Genomic DNA, 15,443 nt, shown 5'->3' on the forward strand with positions numbered 1-15,443 from the left:
ATATTCCCTCATTCTACCCGTTAACCCCGGGGGCTACAGCTCGCCGGCGAGACTATTTTTACTCGCCGCTGGCGAGGCTTTCACTGCGGGCGAGGCGCCGCACATAGCGCTCCAGGTAGGTCACCGGCAGTGGCTTGGAGGCCAGGTAGCCCTGGTAGAAGTGGCAGCCCTGGGCCTGCAGAAACTCCAGCTGCTGGCGCGACTCCACCCCCTCCGCCGTCACGTTGAATCCCATGTGACGCGCCATGGCGATCACCGCCTCAACGATGGCCATGTTGTCGCCATCGCGCGGTATGTCCTGGATGAAGGAGCGGTCGATCTTGAGCTCGTCCGCCGGCAGCCGCTTGAGGTAGCTCAGGGAGGAGTAACCGGCGCCAAAATCGTCGATGGCAAAGCTGATGCCGAGCGCCTTGAGCTCGCTCATCTTGCTGATGGTGTCTTCCGCGTGGCCCAGCACCACGGATTCGGTGATCTCCAGATTCAGGCTGGCGGGATCCATGCCGGTGGAGGCCAGCACGTCGTGGATCCGGTCGACAAAATCGGCGGCGTGAAACTGTTTGGCACTGACGTTGACCGACAGCTGCGGGATGTGGATGCCGTTCTCCTCCCAGCGCACGTACTGGGCGCAGGCCTCATACAGTACCCAGTTGCCGATGTCGACGATAAGGTCCGTCTCCTCGGCGATGGGGATGAACTCGGCAGGGGACACCAGGGCCCGACCTGGCGGCTGCCAGCGGATCAGCGCCTCGACGCCGATGATGTCGCCCCCCTCCACCATGTGCTGGGGCTGGTAGTAGAGGGTCAGCTCCTGCTGGTTGAGGGCGCTGCGCAGCTCGTTGTGGATGAGCAGCCGGCGATCCGCCTGCAACTGCATGGAGGCGTCGAAGAAACGCCGGGTCTTGCGACCGGCCGACTTGGCCTGATACATGGCGGTGTCCGCCTGCTTGAGCAGATCGTCCACCCCCTGCTCACGGCCGGGGAAGAGGGTGATGCCGACACTGGCGCCGATGTGCAGCACCTGACCGGCGTGGTTGTAGGGGGCCGCAATCTCGCTGATGAGCCGCTCGGCGATGAGATCGGCCTGCATCTCCGCCTGGGGAGGACTGGCCGAGAGGGAGGGCAGCAGCAGCACAAACTCGTCGCCGCCAAGGCGCGCCAGACAATCCCCCTGGCGTACCAGCCGCTTGAGCCGGCTGGCCACCTCCTTGAGCAGCCAGTCGCCGGTGGCGTGGCCGAGGGAGTCGTTGATGGTCTTGAAGTGGTCGAGATCGATGAACAGCAGGGCGCCGATCAGATAGTCGCGGCTCGCCTCGCCAAAGGCGTGGGCCAGGGTCTCGTGCAGCTGGCGGCGGTTGGGCAGGCCGGTCAGCTCGTCGTAGTAGGCGAGATCCTGAATGCGGCGCTCCGCCTCCTTGCGCTCGGAGATATCCTCGAAGCAGATGACGAAGTGGCTGATCGCCCCCCTGTCATCCTGCACCGGGGTGACGATTTCCCACTGCGGATAGGGATAGCCATCCGCGTGCAGGCGCTGGGTCTCCCCCTGCCAGCGGCTCAGGCTGCCGAGCTCGTAGCCAAGCCCCCCCAGCCCGCACCAGAGATCGTTGCCCAGATGCAGGCCGATGACTCGCTGGCTGTCAAAGCCGGTGATCTGGCTGAAGGCGTGGTTGACTCGCAGGATCTTGAAGTCGGGGTCGGTGATGATGATCCCTTCGTGGGTTTCGAAGGCCACCGCCGAGAGGCGCAGCTGGGCGTCGCTCTGCAGCCGCTCCAGCTCCGCCACCATGCGCATGGAGAAGGTGGTCAGCACCGAGCCCAGATTGGGGATCGCGCTCTGATCGGAGAAGAGCAGCGCCAGGTGCCCCAGCAGCTGGCCGTTGCGATCACACAGGGGCAGGCCGTAGTAGCCCTGCCCTGCCTTGAAGCCGGCGCAGTGCAGATGCTCGGCGGTGAGCGGCAGGATGCAGGTCTCGCCGCGCTGGTAGACCTGCTGACACGGCATGCCCGCCAGCTCGTACTCCTTGAGGTCGATGCCGTGACAGGCCAGCACCTTGAGCCGCTCGCTGCCGGTGCGCTCCGCCAGCCAGACCGCATCCGCCACCAGAATGTGGGCAAGCTGGCTGACCAGGGTATTGAAGAAATCGAGCCCGGTCCGGGCGGAGAGCGCCTGAGCCAGCTGGGTCAGCAGAGGGTCTTGCAGCAGTGGCAGTTGCTGGGAGAGATCGGCGGGCAGCTGGGTGCTGCGGGTGGTGTCGAGCGGCGCAATCCAGCCACAGCACATCTGCTGGGCCGGTACGTACTGGCCGCTCCAGAGCACGTGACGCACCTCGCCGTTCTCGTCGCCGAGGTGGCCTATGAACTGGGCCGGTTGCTGGGAGTGGTAGAGTCTGGCGAGAAAGTCGGCAAAGCCGGCCTCGTCATCTGCCGCCAGTTGCCCGAACCAGGGGTGAGGCCCCTCCCCTTGCCAGAGCTGGTAGGAGGCATGATCGGACAGACTCCACTGGGCATGTTGCCGATCATAAAACCACATCATCTGAGTGGCTTGCTGTTTCATGTACTACTCCAACACCACAACAACCACGTTCAAGTCCCTGACGACTCGATAGCGCCCACATTCTCAGCGCGCACGTCGGCAAGGGCGGTGCGGGGGGAAGTGCGAAAGATGCGAGACTAAGCGGTGAAAACCGGACATGAGGTCGACATGCGGCGCTGCCACGAAGGGACAGAAACGATCCAAGTTTCCCCATACTGCCTGCCTGTTTCGTCGAGCTCAAGTGCTTTTTGGTGCAGAACGGGAAAAGATCACAATTTCCCCCTCCCCTTCGCAGCAAGGTACCATTTGGTGACGCAGATCACGTTTTAATGTTCAGCCATGAGTAATCTGAAGGTGAAGACACAAGCAATACGACCCGAAGGGGGCCAATATGAAAATCGAAATTACCAGCAAAATCATCGAGATCACCCCGGCTATCCGCGAGCGCATTGAATCCCGCTTTGACAAGCTCGAACGTCTTCAGGTGCCTCTTATCACACCCCATGTGATTGTCTCCAAAGAGCGTCTGATGTTTATCGTTGAAGCCACTGCTGGCATCCCCAACGGCAAACTGTTTGCCCAGGCAGAACATGAGGACTTGTACGCCGCCATCACCGAACTGGGGCAAAAACTGGAGCGTCAGATCAACCGCCACACCGAGAAACCCATCGCCCGTCGCGCCGCTGCGGCCGGCAAGGAAGTCCCGCTGCCGGACGAAGCCGACGCCTGATCCAGGGCACGACACATCCATCATACAAAAGGCGGGGTCTCCCCGCCTTTTTGCTGCTTGGCCCTATCAGCTGAGCCAGTGCAGGCCGGCATCCACCCCCTCCTTGAGCGCATCGAGTACGGGCAGCATCAGCAAGGGATCCTCGCGTCTGGGCTGATCCGCCAGCTTGCCTCGCCAACGCTCGCGCCCAAGCGGCGAGAGGTTGTCATAGACGGCCGGCTCCAGCGCAGGCGGGGTGCCGAGCAGCGGTGGCGAGCGCAGCGCCAGCCAGAGCCGCACATCCACCATGGAGCCCCCCTGCTGCAGCCGTTCGTTGAGCACGCTTGCCTCGGCATCATCCTCGCTCCCCTGCAATGGGGTAGCCGGTGGCAGCTCAAAGCGGCTGCGCCAGACCCGACTCTCTGCCTTTGCTGGCTGCCTGGGATCAAACCAGGGCTGCTCTTCCACCGCATCGGTCAGCAGGGCCAGATGCAGACGAAAGTCCGCCCTGTCTCCGTGCTGGAGATCCTGGTTGAGACGTTGCCCGAGCTGGGCTTCGTCCACCAGCCATTGCTCACGAACGGCGCTGGGTAGCATGGGATAACTCTTGGAAACGGTGGTTTCATCCTTTATCGGCCGCAAATCCAATCCTTTGAGCAGGAAAAATCCCGCCGAGGGGTTCACAACCGCAGAAGATCTGTTAGTATGCGCCTCGCACTTGTGGAGGGGTTCCCGAGTGGCCAAAGGGATCAGACTGTAAATCTGACGGCTCTGCCTTCGAAGGTTCGAATCCTTCTCCCTCCACCATTTCAAGTGCCGTCACGACCCAGGTTGTGATGCAAAATCAGCAATGCCCCGTGGAGGGGTTCCCGAGCGGCCAAAGGGATCAGACTGTAAATCTGACGGCTCTGCCTTCGAAGGTTCGAATCCTTCTCCCTCCACCATCTATTCAAGAAAACCCGGCCTCGCGCCGGGTTTTCGCTTTTCAGCGTCCTACCTCATTCGTCGGCCCCCTCAACGCCCCCATAAAAACGGGAGGCCTGCGCCTCCCGTTTTTGTCTCTTGCCGCCCGTTACAGGGTGAAGCGATAGAAGATATCCACCGCCTGGGCCACCCCGCTCATGGCCTGCAGATAGAGCCTTGGCATCAGCTCGTAGCGCAGCTTGAACTCGGCGATGGGGCTGAACACCCCCACCCCGTACTGGAACTGCAGCCCCGGCAGCAGGTAGGCCGACAGGGTCACCTGGGTGTTCTCACCACTGCCGGCGGTGTCGAGGGCCACGTCGCTCATGCCGAGGGATTCCCCCAGACTGGAGACCACGCCGTTGGCCTGGCTGACTGCGCCCGCCACCAGCAGGCCGTTGAAACCGCCATCCTCGCCGCTGGTCTGCAGCCCCTTGCCGCGCAGCAAGTAGGAGAGCTGCTCGGACTGGGCCATCTGCGGCTCCGAGTAGACGGTGATCTTGGGCTTGCTGGCCGGCCCGGTCACCCGCACCCCCACCGTCACCTTGTCCTCTATGGTATCGGGATCCCGATACGCCTCTATGTTGAGGTAGGGCTGATCGAGGGGGCCGGAGAAGAGGATGCGGCCATCCTTGATGATGAGGTTCTGGCCATAGGCCTTGAAGCGCCCGTCGTTGAGCACCAGCTGACCATTGCCCGCCAGCGGCCGCGAGGGATCCTGGCGAATGTTGATGCCGCCCCCCACCTTGGTCTTGAGTCCCATCGCCTCCAGCCGCACGTCATCACCCAGCCGGATGGCCAGCTTGATCTCCATCGGCAGCGGCGCGGCCTTGGGCACCGGTGGCAGATCGTCATAGACCACGGTCACGTCATCCGACACCGCCACCGCGCTCTCGGGCAGGCTCTTGACCAGGATCCGCGCCCAGGGGATATCCACCTGGCCGGTGATCCGGGTCTCCTCTCCCAGCGAGATGGCGATGTCCGGGGAGACTCGCACCCGGCCCATGCCAGGATACTGGGCCTCCAGCTCCTTGCCCTCGATGGTGAGGCTGCCGGTGACCGGCAACTGTGCCCAGCTCAGCCAGCCCCCCAGCGCCAGCGGCCCCTTGCCCACCAGCATGGTGCCGTCCAGCTCGGCCCGGTTGCCTTCAATCTTGAGGCGGGTCACCAGCTTGGAGAGGGTCACCATGTCGGAGTGGGTCTGTACTTCCCCATCCAGCAGATTGAGCTGACCAAACAGCAGCGGCGAGGCCAGAGTGCCGTCGAAGCGGGCATCGGCCGAGATGACCCCCTGCAGTGAGCGCACCTCTGGGATGAGCGGCGCGAAGGTGGTCAGCTTGAGGTCGTCAAACTTGAGCTGGCCGGAGAGATTGCCGCGACCGGACGGATCCCGGATATAGAGCTTGGTGTCGATGTTGCCGATCTGCCCGGAGGCAAAGTCGAGCCGGATCGCCGCCTGCTGGCGCTCGAAGTCCACCCCGAGCTCGAGGCGCTGATAGTCGGTCTTGAGCTCGTCGGCCACGAAGTTGCCCGGCGTGGTGCGCACGGTGGCGTGCAGGGTCGGCTGATTGCCGCGCCAGCTGGCCCGCCCGTCGGCGGAGAGCACCGCCTGCCAGCGGAAGTTGTCCGGCAGCCAGGGCCGCAGACGCTTGAGGTCGAACTGGTTGAGGGCAAACTCCAGGCTGCCCTGCTGGGCCGATACCTGACTGCCCTTGACGCAGAGGCTGGCCCCTTGGGAGCCGAGGCAGAGATCCCCCATGGTCAGCCGCTGCCGCGGCAGATCCACATCCAGATCCCAAGGTGCGCTCAGCTCCCAGCGCCGCAGCGGCGTCTTCAACTTGAGCTCGCCGAGGGCGCCGCGCCAGCGATCCCCGCGCAGGCCGCCGCTCAGCTTGAGGTTGGCCGCCACCGGGTCACCCTTCATGGTGAGCGACAGGGCGTGCTGGTTGAGATCGCCGTTCAGGTTGAGCACCAGCTGGCTGAGGCTGATCGTTCCCTGCACCAGGCTGGCCACCGTCAGGGCCACCTCCCCTGCCGGCTTGTCGCCGACCAGGGCATTGCCCTTGATGGCGATCCCCTTCAGATCGGTGCCGGCATAATAGAGGCGGCTGGCGGCCAGATCTGTGGTGACCCGTGGCGCCTGCTGATTGCCGGTCAGCCGTACCAGCCCCTTGATGTCCCCCTTGAGCCCGGGGTAGAGCCCGGCCAGGTTGGGGGCATCGAGATCCGCATCCAGCTTCCACGCCTGCTGGCTCAGGCTGCCCTTGACCTGCAGCTGGTTGGGGCCGCTTTGCAGCGCCAGCGCCGGGATGGTCCACTCCATCTTGTCGTTGCCGCTCGCGCTGCCCTTGATGGCCAGCGGATACTGGTTGAGCTTGCCGTCCACCTTCAGCTCGGGCAGTTGCAGTTGCCAGTGGCCTGCCTCATCGAGCTCGAAACGGCTGGCAATCTTGCCCGCCAGCGCCCCCTTGAGCTCGGGCACCAGCTCGGCCGGGTTGATCCCCTTGAACTCCGTGGTGCCTTGCCAGCGTACCCCCTTGTCCCAGGCGAGCTTGCCGTCCAGTTTGAGCTCCCCCTTGAGGGCGTTGAGCAGCAGGTTTATCTGGTTCAGCTGCGTCAGATCCCCCTTGCCGGTCAGCGCCAGCTTGAAGGGGGGCACGTCCGTGCCCTTGCCGGCGGTATTCAAGGCAAACTGGTAGCCGGAGAGCTTGCCTTTGGCGCTCAGCGTGCCCTTCTCCAGCCGGTAGCTGGGCTCGTCTTTGGCAGGCTTGTGCAGCGGCCAACCCAGGCTCTTCCACTCCAGCCCAGCATCAAAGGGCAAGTCGGGGTCGAGGGGCGCCAAAGAACCCTTGAGGTTGGCGGCCACCGGCCCCTTAGCCTGCAGTGCCAACGCCAGCTTGCCCACCGAGCCACCCAGGGTCAGGCTGGCCTGCTGCCCCTGCAGCTCGCCATCCAGCAGCCCCTTGCGGGCCTTGGCGTCCAGGGTCAGGGTGAGCGGATAATCGTCTTTGAGCTGGATCTTGCCCTTGAGCGCCAGATCCGCCATGGCGTGGCGCAGGGAGAGCTCGCGCAGCACGATGTCGCTCCCCTCGGCGCTGGCCGACAGCAGCAGCTTGTCGAGCCCTTCAATCAATTCACCTTGCTGATAGCGAAACGCCGTGACCTGCAAGCCTTCCAGCTGGATGGGGAAAGGCAGCCGGATGGCGGGCAGCGCGATGGGCTCCGCCAGCTTGGGCGGTTGCGCCTTGCCAGCATTTGCCGCTTTGTTCCCGCTACCGGCAGCCTTGGCCGCTGTCTGCGGATTGGGGGTCGCCTTGGGATTGGCCGGTTTGGCAGCCTCGGTGGCCTGCGTCTCGGCCAGGGTCACCTTGAGGCCGTCCAGCACGGGCCCCTGCACGATCAGCCCCTTGCGGCTGAAGGTGGCGCCGATGTCGAGGGACTTGAGGCTCACTCCCACCCCAGGCACAGTCACATCGAGATCCGCCACCTTCAGGCTGTCGACCTGGATTTTCAGGGGCAGCGGATGCCAGACGAAGGGTTCCGACGGCTCTTCCGGGGCCGGCTCCGAGTCGGCCACCTTGACCACAGGGTGGGTGACGTTAAGGGATTTGATCCAGAGCTTGCCCTGCAGCAATTTGCCCAGATCCCAGTCCAGCACGGCGCGATCCACAGTGACGTCCACCAGCTCGTCCTGCCAGCCGACCCCTTCCAGGGTCCAGCCATAGCCGAGCTGGCCCGCCACCAGCTCCCCCTTGAGGGAAGGCAGGGCAGCCCTGGCCTGCTGCCACAGCCACTTGTTGCCCTGATGGGTGAAGCCCAGCAGGCTGACGCCGATGAGCAGCAGGAAGATGAGCCCCATCAGCCAGAGAAAGATGCGTTTTACCCAGATCACAGTGCAGCCCCCCGCGGAAGATGCAGCCGCAGCGGCCAGAGAAAAATACGTTTTACCCAGATCACAGTGCAGACCCCCGCGAAAGACGCAGCCGCAGCGGCCAGAGAAAGATGCGTTTTACCCAGATCACAATGCAGACCCCCGCGAAAGATGCAGCCGCAGCGGCCGGTCAGAAGAACATAAGAGAAGAGAGGTTGAGCAGGACCGGATCATAGTTCAGGCCCCAGCGCGAAGTGGAGCCGCAGCGGCTTCTCATCTTCGGAAATGCCCACCGCCAGATCGAGCCTGACCTGGCCGATGGGGGTCACCCAGCGCACACCAACCCCGGTGCCTATCTTCCAGGCCTCGCTGTAGTCGACCGTGGCGGTACCGCTGTCGACGAACAGGGCCCCTAGCCACTTGTCGCTGAAACGGTAGTTGTATTCGGCGCTGGCGACGCTCACGTAGCGGCCCCCCAGCAACTTGCCGTCGCTGCCGCGCGGCGAGATGGTCTCGTAGCCGTAGCCCCGCACCGTCTGATCACCACCGGTAAAGAAGCGCAGGGAGGGCGGCACCAGCGAGAAGCTGTCCCCTATGATGGCTCCCTGTTCGGCCCGCAGCAGGAAGCGGTGATCCTCCCCCAGGGTGCGCAGCCACTTGCTGCGCCCCCACACCCGCACGAAGCTGATGTCGGAACCCCAGTAGGGGTCGGAGAACTCCAGGGTGAGCTGCTGGCGATCGCCCCAGTCGGGCACCAGACCGCCGCGCACCCGCAGCCGTGACCAGGAGACGCCGGGGATCAACAGCAAGCTGTTGCCCTCGTCGGCCCCCTGGGTATAGACCTCGTTTTCCAGCCGGATGAACACGTCCCGGTCCCAGCTCTCCGGCCGCCGCTTCCAGCGGTGCACGCTGAAGGTAGTCAGATCGGAGCGGGTATCGTTGTTGTCCTTGTACTGATAGCCGGCCTGCAACGAGTAGTAGTCCCGCAGCGGGTTGCCCACCGGGATCTGGTAGTCGAAGCTGAGCTCGGCCTCGGGCTGGGAGACCTTGGCGGTGGCGTTGAGCCGGTGGCCGTAGCGGTTGACCCAGGGCTTCTCCCAGGTGGCACTCATGCGCGGCCCCACGTCGGTGGCATAGCCGATACCCGTTTCAATCTCGTGATCGACCCGGTTGGAGAGAGTCACCTGCACCGGCACCCGGTTATGCTCGGCCTGACTGATGAGGGGCTTGATGTCCACCTGCTTGAACAGCTTGGTGGAGGAGACATCCTGCGACATCTCCGCCAGCCGGATCGCCAGATAGGGGTCGCCGCTCTTGATGTTGATGAGGGGGCGGATGAGACGCAGCGCCTCCGGGGTGGCGTCGTAGCGGATCTCGCCGAAGTGGTAACGCGGGCCGGAGCGAAACAGGATGTAGATCTCGGCGGTGCCCTGATCCGGAAACACCTTGACCTGGCTCTTGCTGATCTTGGCGTCGAAGTAGCCGCGGGCCAGCCCCAGGCTGCCCAGATCCGCCTTGATGGATTCGTATTTGCCGTGGTTGAGGGGATCCCCCTCTTTCAGGGGCAGCTTGTCCAACAGCTCGCTGTAGAGCTCGTCGCTGCCGGCATCCCCTTCCAGCAGGATGTCGAGGCGGGAGATGATGACCGGCTTGCCGGGATCCACCTCGATGATCACCTTAGAGGGGGTTTTCTTGTCCCGGCTCAGGGTGATCTTGGGCTGGTAGTAGCCATAGACCTGCAGCGCCTTTTGCACGCTCTCGGTAATCTTGGGGCGGGCCGGACGGTACTGGCGCTCCTGATAGACCGGCAGGGCATTGAGGTAGGCCTCGACGTTGTCCTTGTTCTCCCCTTTCAACCCCTTGATCTGATAGGTGAGTTTGGCCGCCATGGCGGGCGTGACGAACAGCAGCAGACAGAGGCTCAGTCCCAGCGCGCGAAGCCCACGACGAAAAGCCCGTGCGGGCGGTGAGATCCCTGCAGGCAGGGGCGGATTGCATCCTGTCAAACGTCAATTTCCCCGAAGAACATGATTAAAATAATGCGATATTCAGAACGAATATGAGGCTCACTCGATCGCAAGCGCGCCTCATCCTAGCATATCCCCGGCTCGACATCAGAGCGGGTTGACCGCGAATTTCGCCATATTATTGAAGCCTTTGCCCGCGCGGGCCGCCCATTTTTCAGGCATTCCCCCGCAGACTTATGCCACTATGGGCCCAAAAGGGCAATCCATGACCCTCAGGGCCTGGCCAGATGGCCCCTGCCGGCCAATCCGGCCCGATGGCGCAATCTCCCCGATTTCCCGATGGGCGCGACACCAACTGTCGGCAACGGGTCAAGATAGCAGCAATGCCCTCTCCCCAAGCGGCATAGCCAGGCCCCTGGCCGACACTGGGCCATCTCACTCGCGCCTCCGCGGGACTGTGGATTTTATCTTGCCGGATCAAACAGTTGCCGTCACGCAATCAAAGCCTCGTTCAACCCAATCGATTTATCCCGCTGCCCCCCTGCTCACTTCTCGCCCACACTGGGGTCATTGCACCAAGGCTCGCATCCCACCAGAGGAGACACCGTATGCACGCACGCAGCGAACAGATGGCGGACTACATCGCCGACCGACTCGAATTCATCACCTTTCTCGCCTGTTGCAGCGCCCTGCTGGCCCTGCTGACCGGCATGAACGGCCAGCAGGCGCTGGCCTTCACCGCGCTGAACCTGCCGTTCGGGCTCGCCATCCTGCTGGGCATGGCCATGCTGGCACCGCTGCCGACCCACTGGCGCCTGCCGGGCATCACCCTGCTGCTGGCAGGCAGCGCCCTGGCGACCCTGCAACTGGGGGGCAACTGGCTCAATCCGCTGGCCATCTGGAGCCTCTATGCCCTGCTCGGGCTGGAGATCCTCTGGCAGGCGCGCCCCAGAACCCGGCTCGGGGCCCGCGCCCGCGGCTGATATGCCGATGACGGCTGACGCGCGGCAGGAATTGGAGTACTCTTTGCGCCCCCGATTTGCCCACCGCCGAGGAGCGTCCCGATGAGAAAAGCCTGTGCCCAGCACATCCTGGTCAAGACCGAGAAAGAGTGTCTGGAGATCAAGGAGAAGATTGCCAAGGGAGCCGACTTCGGCCAGATGGCCAAGCGCTTCTCCACCTGCGCCTCCGGCAAGCGCTTCGGCGATCTGGGGGAGTTTTCGAAGGGCGACATGGTCAAGGCGTTTGACGATGCCGTGTTCAAGGGCGAGCTGCTGACCGTGCTCGGCCCGGTGCGCACCAAGTTCGGCTTCCACCTCATCAAGGTGCTCTACCGCAACTGAGTTCAGGGCCCGGTTCAGGGTTCTGGGGTCAGCTCCACCGGCCAGCCGCCGCAGCGGCGGGCATAGAAGCCGAAACGCCAGGGGTGGCGCGCCGCCCAGTCCTCCATCTCCGGCGCTGGCGTGAACCGGCTCTGCGGCCAGAGTGCAACCCGGCTCGGCCGCCCGTGCAGGGCCTGCCAGCGCGTCAGGCTCACCTGGGCCAAACGCCACTGATAGTCATCCTTCGGCAGCAGGGCCGGCGCAAATGCCAGCCCCCGGTTGCAATACTGGCCGTCGCCATCGCGCCCATCCACCAGCAGCCAGAAGACGTTGAGCAGATCCCCATACCCCACCTTGACCGGGTCATAATCGATGCGCACCGCCTGGCGCTGCGGTGGCACTTCCCGCCAGCTCGACCCCGTCGCCACCCGCTGACTGACATAGCCCGGCTCCACCCGGCTGACCCCGGGCAGGGTCTCGTAGACGGCCTCGGCGCGCCACATGTCCCCCGCCGCCAGCACGGCGCTGTCCGCCCACAGCGGAACGCTTGGGAAAAGCAGCAGGATTGAGATAAATTTACTAACGTTATCAGTCAATTAAGTTTATCCTTCTGGGCACTTGTTCATCATAACCAGGGGATCCCCGTTATGCCCAGTTATTTGTGGTGGCCACTGCTGGCCTGGTTGCTGCCGCTCGCCGGCGCCCTCGGTAGCCGTGTTCACCTCTGGCCCTGGTGGCTGGGATTCGCCCTCTGCCTGCTCGGGGCGCTCGTCTCCCTCGCCTTGCTGGTTCGCCTGCCCTGGTGTCGCAACCGCTGCGCCAACGGCTGGGGCGCCGTCCCCCTGCTGTTACCCCTGGCCTTTGTGGTGCAGGCGCTGCGCACGCCGCTGGTCAACGACGTGAGCACGGATCCCAGCAACCCGCCCCAGCTGCGCTGGGCCAGCGAGCTCAGAACGGCGCAGGATCTGCCCATTAATCCGGCCCCTTTGAAAGCATTTGAGGGGAAACCCGGTCCTCTCTTTACCAGCGCCCCCCCGGCCGAGGTGATCACCGAGGCCCACGCCCTGATGGAGCAGCTCGGCTGGCAGGTGCGACCAAGCCCACAAGGGCTCGAGGCGGTGGTCACCACCGGCTGGTTCGGTTTTCAGGATGACGTGGCGCTGCGGGTCTTTGCCGGACCCAGCGAAACCCGTATCGACATGCGCTCCGCCTCCCGCCTGGGACGCAGCGACCTGGGCACCAACCGGGCCCGTATAGAGGAGTTTCTGATCCGCCTCAACGAGCGGCTGGGTCAGGCCTACAAACCCAACTTGAAGCAATAAGAAGGTCATCCATGCGCGTCGAGGTGAAAGCCGACCGGGAATATGCCTGGTTTATCCGCCCCTTTTTCTGGCTGCAAAAGCGCAACTACGGCCAGGTGCTCATTCCGGGCAAGTGCTGGGGCCGCTCGCCGCGCCTGTTTGCCGCCGTCGCCACCCTCTACGGCGTCATCAACCGCAAGCGCTCCCCCATCGACCCCGTGCTGCGCTCCCTGGTGACGGTGCGGGTATCCCAGCTCAACTGGTGCCGCTTTTGCGTCGACATCAACGCCATGACCCTGATAAAGAGAGCCGGTTCCAGCGAGAAGGTGGAGGCGCTCGCCAACTGGCGCGAAAGCCCCTTGTTCGATGAGCGGGAGCGGGCCGTGCTCGACTACACAGAGGCGATGACGGGCCTCGATGGGGTCAGCGACGAGCAGGCCGCCCGTCTCAAGCCCTGGTTCGACGACGACGCCATGGTGGAGCTCACCGGCCTCATCGCCTTCCAGAACATGTCGGCCAAGTTCAACGCCGCCCTCGATATCGCCCCGCAGGGCTTCTGCCAGCTGCCGGTCCAGCCCGAGCGCCCGGCCCAGCCGAACAGCAAGGACGCCTGATGAGAGGCTCCCGCCTGCTGCTGGTGCTGGTGATGGGCTGCCTCATCGGCGCCTTTTTCGCCTTCGACCTGGGCCACTACCTGAGCCTGCCCCAGCTGCAGGCCCGTCAGGCCGAGCTGGCCGCCCTGGTCGAGCGTCATTTCGGCGCCGCCGCCCTGCTGTTCGTCGCCGTCTATGTGGTGAGCACCGCCCTCTCCCTGCCTGGCGCCAGCCTGCTCACCCTGGCTGGCAGCGCCGTATTTGGCGTTGCCTGGGGGCTCTTGCTGGTCTCCTTTGCCAGCAGCATTGGCGCGACCCTGGCCTTTCTCAGCGCCCGCTTTTTGCTGCGCGACTGGGTCGAGCGGCGCTTTGGCGACAAGCTGGCCAGCTTGCAGGCCGGCATGAAGAAGGAAGGGGCGCTTTATCTGCTGAGCCTGCGCCTCATCCCCATCTTCCCCTTCTTTCTGGTCAACCTGCTGATGGGGCTCACCCCCATCAGAGTCAGCACCTACTACTGGGTGAGCCAGCTTGGCATGCTGCCCGGCACATTCGTCTACGTGCTGGCGGGCAGCGAGCTCGCCAACCTCACCAGCACCGGCAATATCCTCTCCCCCGGCCTGATGGTGGCGCTGACCCTGCTCGGGCTGATGCCGATGCTGCTCAAGGATCTGCAGCGGCGCCTCACCCTGCATCGACTGCACGCCCCCTACCGCAAGCCGACCCGCTATGACTACAACCTGCTGGTGATTGGCGCCGGGGCCGGCGGTCTGGTCACCAGCTATATCGCCGCGGCGGTGAAGGCCAGGGTGGCCCTTATCGAGAAGCACAAGATGGGGGGCGATTGCCTCAACAGCGGCTGCGTCCCCTCCAAGGCGCTGATCCGAAGCGCCCGCTTTGCCGCCGAGCAGCGCCGGGCCAGTGAACTGGGCTTTGGCCCAAGCCAGACCAGCGCCGATTTCGCCGCCGTGATGGAGCGAGTCGCCCGCGTCATCAAGGAGGTCGAACCCCACGACTCCATTGAGCGCTATCAGGGGCTGGGAGTGGAGTGCATCCAAGGGGAGGCAAGGCTGGTCTCTCCCTGGGAGGTGGAGGTGAACGGCCAGCGCCTTGCCAGCCGCCATATCGTGCTCGCCACCGGCGCCCGGCCGCTGGTGCCCGAGCTGCCGGGGCTGGATCAGGTGCCTTGGCTCACCTCCGACACCCTCTGGCAACTGCGCACTGCACCGCGCCAGCTGCTGGTGCTGGGCGGCGGCCCCATCGGCTGCGAGCTGGCCCAGAGTTTTGCCCTGCTTGGGGTGCCCGTTACCCTGGTGGAGCTCTCGGATCAGCTGCTGCCCCGCGAAGAGCGGGAGGTGGCCGAACTGCTGGCGGATCAGCTGGCCCGCGACGGCGTGCGGGTGCTCACCGGCTGGCGCGCCGAGCGAGCCAACTATCTGCCAGCGGCCTCAGATTTCCCCATCCGGCTGCAACTGCGGCGGGGCGACGAGACGCAAACAATTGAAGGCGATCAGCTGCTGCTGGCGCTGGGCCGGGTGGCCAACGTCAGCGGCTTCGGGCTCGAAGCGCTGGGGGTGGCGCTGACCCCGCGCGGCACTGTGGCGGTCGATGGCTTCCTCGCCACCAACTACCCCAGCATTCTGGCGGTGGGGGACGTAGCGGGCCCTTACCAGCTCACCCATGCCGCCGCCCATCAGGGCTGGTATGCCGCAGTCAATGCCCTGTTCAGCCCGTTCAAGCGCTTTCGGGCCGACTATCGGGCCATGCCGGCCGCCATCTACACCACCCCCGAAATCGCCCGGGTCGGCCTCAACCAGAAAGAGGCCAGGGCGCAGGGCATCCCCTTCGAGCTGACCCGCTTCGAGCTGGCCGAGCTGGACAGGGCCGTCGCCGACGGCGAGCGCCAGGGCTTTATCGAGGTGCTCACCGTGCCCGGCAAGGATCAGATCCTGGGTGCCAGCATAGTGGGCACTCACGCCGGCGAGCGGATCGCCGAGTTCGTGCTCGCCATGCGCCACCGCCTCGGCCTTGGCAAGATCCTCGCCACCATCCACGCCTACCCCACCCTGATGGAGGGGAACAAGTACCTGGCGGGCGAGTGGCGCCGGGCCCGTCAGCCCGCCACCCTGCTGGCGCTGCTGACCCGTTATCACCGCTGGCGCCGCGGCGCCTGACCAACCAGGTAACCCA

11 protein-coding genes and 2 tRNA genes are annotated in these 15,443 nt (G+C 64.5%); 8 read left to right on the forward strand and 5 right to left on the reverse strand.

Annotation, left to right across the window (positions count from 1 at the left end; translation table 11 throughout):
- Positions 1-58: 58 nt before the first annotated feature.
- Positions 59-2,551 (reverse strand): putative bifunctional diguanylate cyclase/phosphodiesterase, encoded by a 2,493-nt coding sequence (locus G5134_RS08995; protein ID WP_024942825.1) that lies wholly within the window; start codon positions 2,549-2,551, stop codon positions 59-61.
- A gap of 370 nt (positions 2,552-2,921) precedes the next feature.
- Here G5134_RS08995 and hpf point away from each other — a divergent pair, with 370 nt between their 5' ends.
- The gene (hpf, locus tag G5134_RS09000; protein ID WP_010634460.1) at positions 2,922-3,260 is read left to right on the forward strand and encodes a ribosome hibernation-promoting factor, HPF/YfiA family; all 339 of its coding nucleotides are present in this window, start codon (positions 2,922-2,924) and stop codon (positions 3,258-3,260) included.
- Positions 3,261-3,326: 66 nt separating this feature from the next.
- On the opposite strand, the gene G5134_RS09005 is transcribed toward hpf, so the two are convergent.
- Positions 3,327-3,836, reverse strand: coding sequence for a VC2046/SO_2500 family protein (locus G5134_RS09005; protein ID WP_042008255.1), 510 nt, complete (start codon positions 3,834-3,836; stop codon positions 3,327-3,329).
- Positions 3,837-3,961: 125 nt separating this feature from the next.
- Between G5134_RS09005 and G5134_RS09010 the strand changes: the two genes are divergently transcribed.
- Positions 3,962-4,046 (forward strand) — tRNA-Tyr (locus G5134_RS09010).
- Positions 4,047-4,098: 52 nt separating this feature from the next.
- A tRNA-Tyr gene (locus G5134_RS09015) sits at positions 4,099-4,183 on the forward strand.
- A gap of 128 nt (positions 4,184-4,311) precedes the next feature.
- Here the strand turns inward: G5134_RS09015 and G5134_RS09020 are convergent.
- Both G5134_RS09020 and G5134_RS09025 read right to left on the reverse strand, forming a co-directional pair.
- Positions 4,312-8,094 (reverse strand): translocation/assembly module TamB domain-containing protein, encoded by a 3,783-nt coding sequence (locus G5134_RS09020; protein ID WP_421231971.1) that lies wholly within the window; start codon positions 8,092-8,094, stop codon positions 4,312-4,314.
- 209 nt (positions 8,095-8,303) lie between these two features.
- A complete protein-coding gene (locus G5134_RS09025; protein WP_017783884.1) occupies positions 8,304-10,079 on the reverse strand; it encodes an autotransporter assembly complex protein TamA in 1,776 nt (591 codons plus the stop codon).
- Between the two features lie 569 nt (positions 10,080-10,648).
- On the opposite strand from G5134_RS09025, the gene G5134_RS09030 reads away from it, so the two are divergent.
- Both G5134_RS09030 and G5134_RS09035 read left to right on the forward strand, forming a co-directional pair.
- A complete protein-coding gene (locus G5134_RS09030; protein WP_017779265.1) occupies positions 10,649-11,023 on the forward strand; it encodes a hypothetical protein in 375 nt (124 codons plus the stop codon).
- Between the two features lie 81 nt (positions 11,024-11,104).
- A complete protein-coding gene (locus G5134_RS09035) occupies positions 11,105-11,383 on the forward strand; it encodes a peptidylprolyl isomerase (protein ID WP_065017405.1) in 279 nt (92 codons plus the stop codon).
- A 14-nt stretch (positions 11,384-11,397) separates the two neighbouring features.
- Here the strand turns inward: G5134_RS09035 and G5134_RS09040 are convergent, their stop codons facing one another.
- Positions 11,398-11,958: a peptide-methionine (S)-S-oxide reductase gene (locus G5134_RS09040; protein ID WP_065017406.1), complete on the reverse strand. Its 561-nt coding sequence runs from the start codon at positions 11,956-11,958 to the stop codon at positions 11,398-11,400.
- 51 nt (positions 11,959-12,009) lie between these two features.
- On the opposite strand from G5134_RS09040, the gene G5134_RS09045 reads away from it, so the two are divergent.
- From G5134_RS09045 to G5134_RS09055, 3 genes are read left to right on the forward strand one after another with little or no spacing between them, the layout of a single operon-like run.
- Positions 12,010-12,684 (forward strand): DUF1499 domain-containing protein, encoded by a 675-nt coding sequence (locus tag G5134_RS09045; RefSeq protein WP_065017407.1) that lies wholly within the window; start codon positions 12,010-12,012, stop codon positions 12,682-12,684.
- Between the two features lie 11 nt (positions 12,685-12,695).
- Positions 12,696-13,277: a carboxymuconolactone decarboxylase family protein gene (locus G5134_RS09050; protein ID WP_065017408.1), complete on the forward strand. Its 582-nt coding sequence runs from the start codon at positions 12,696-12,698 to the stop codon at positions 13,275-13,277.
- Positions 13,277-15,427, forward strand: a complete 2,151-nt coding sequence (locus tag G5134_RS09055; RefSeq protein WP_065017409.1) for an FAD-dependent oxidoreductase — start codon at positions 13,277-13,279, stop codon at positions 15,425-15,427. The genes G5134_RS09050 and G5134_RS09055 overlap by 1 nt, the downstream gene beginning before the upstream one ends.
- The last annotated feature ends 16 nt before the right edge of the window (positions 15,428-15,443 follow it).

This window comes from Aeromonas sp. 600276 (assembly GCF_049175815.1).
GTDB classification, from domain to species: Bacteria; Pseudomonadota; Gammaproteobacteria; order Enterobacterales; family Aeromonadaceae; genus Aeromonas; species Aeromonas dhakensis.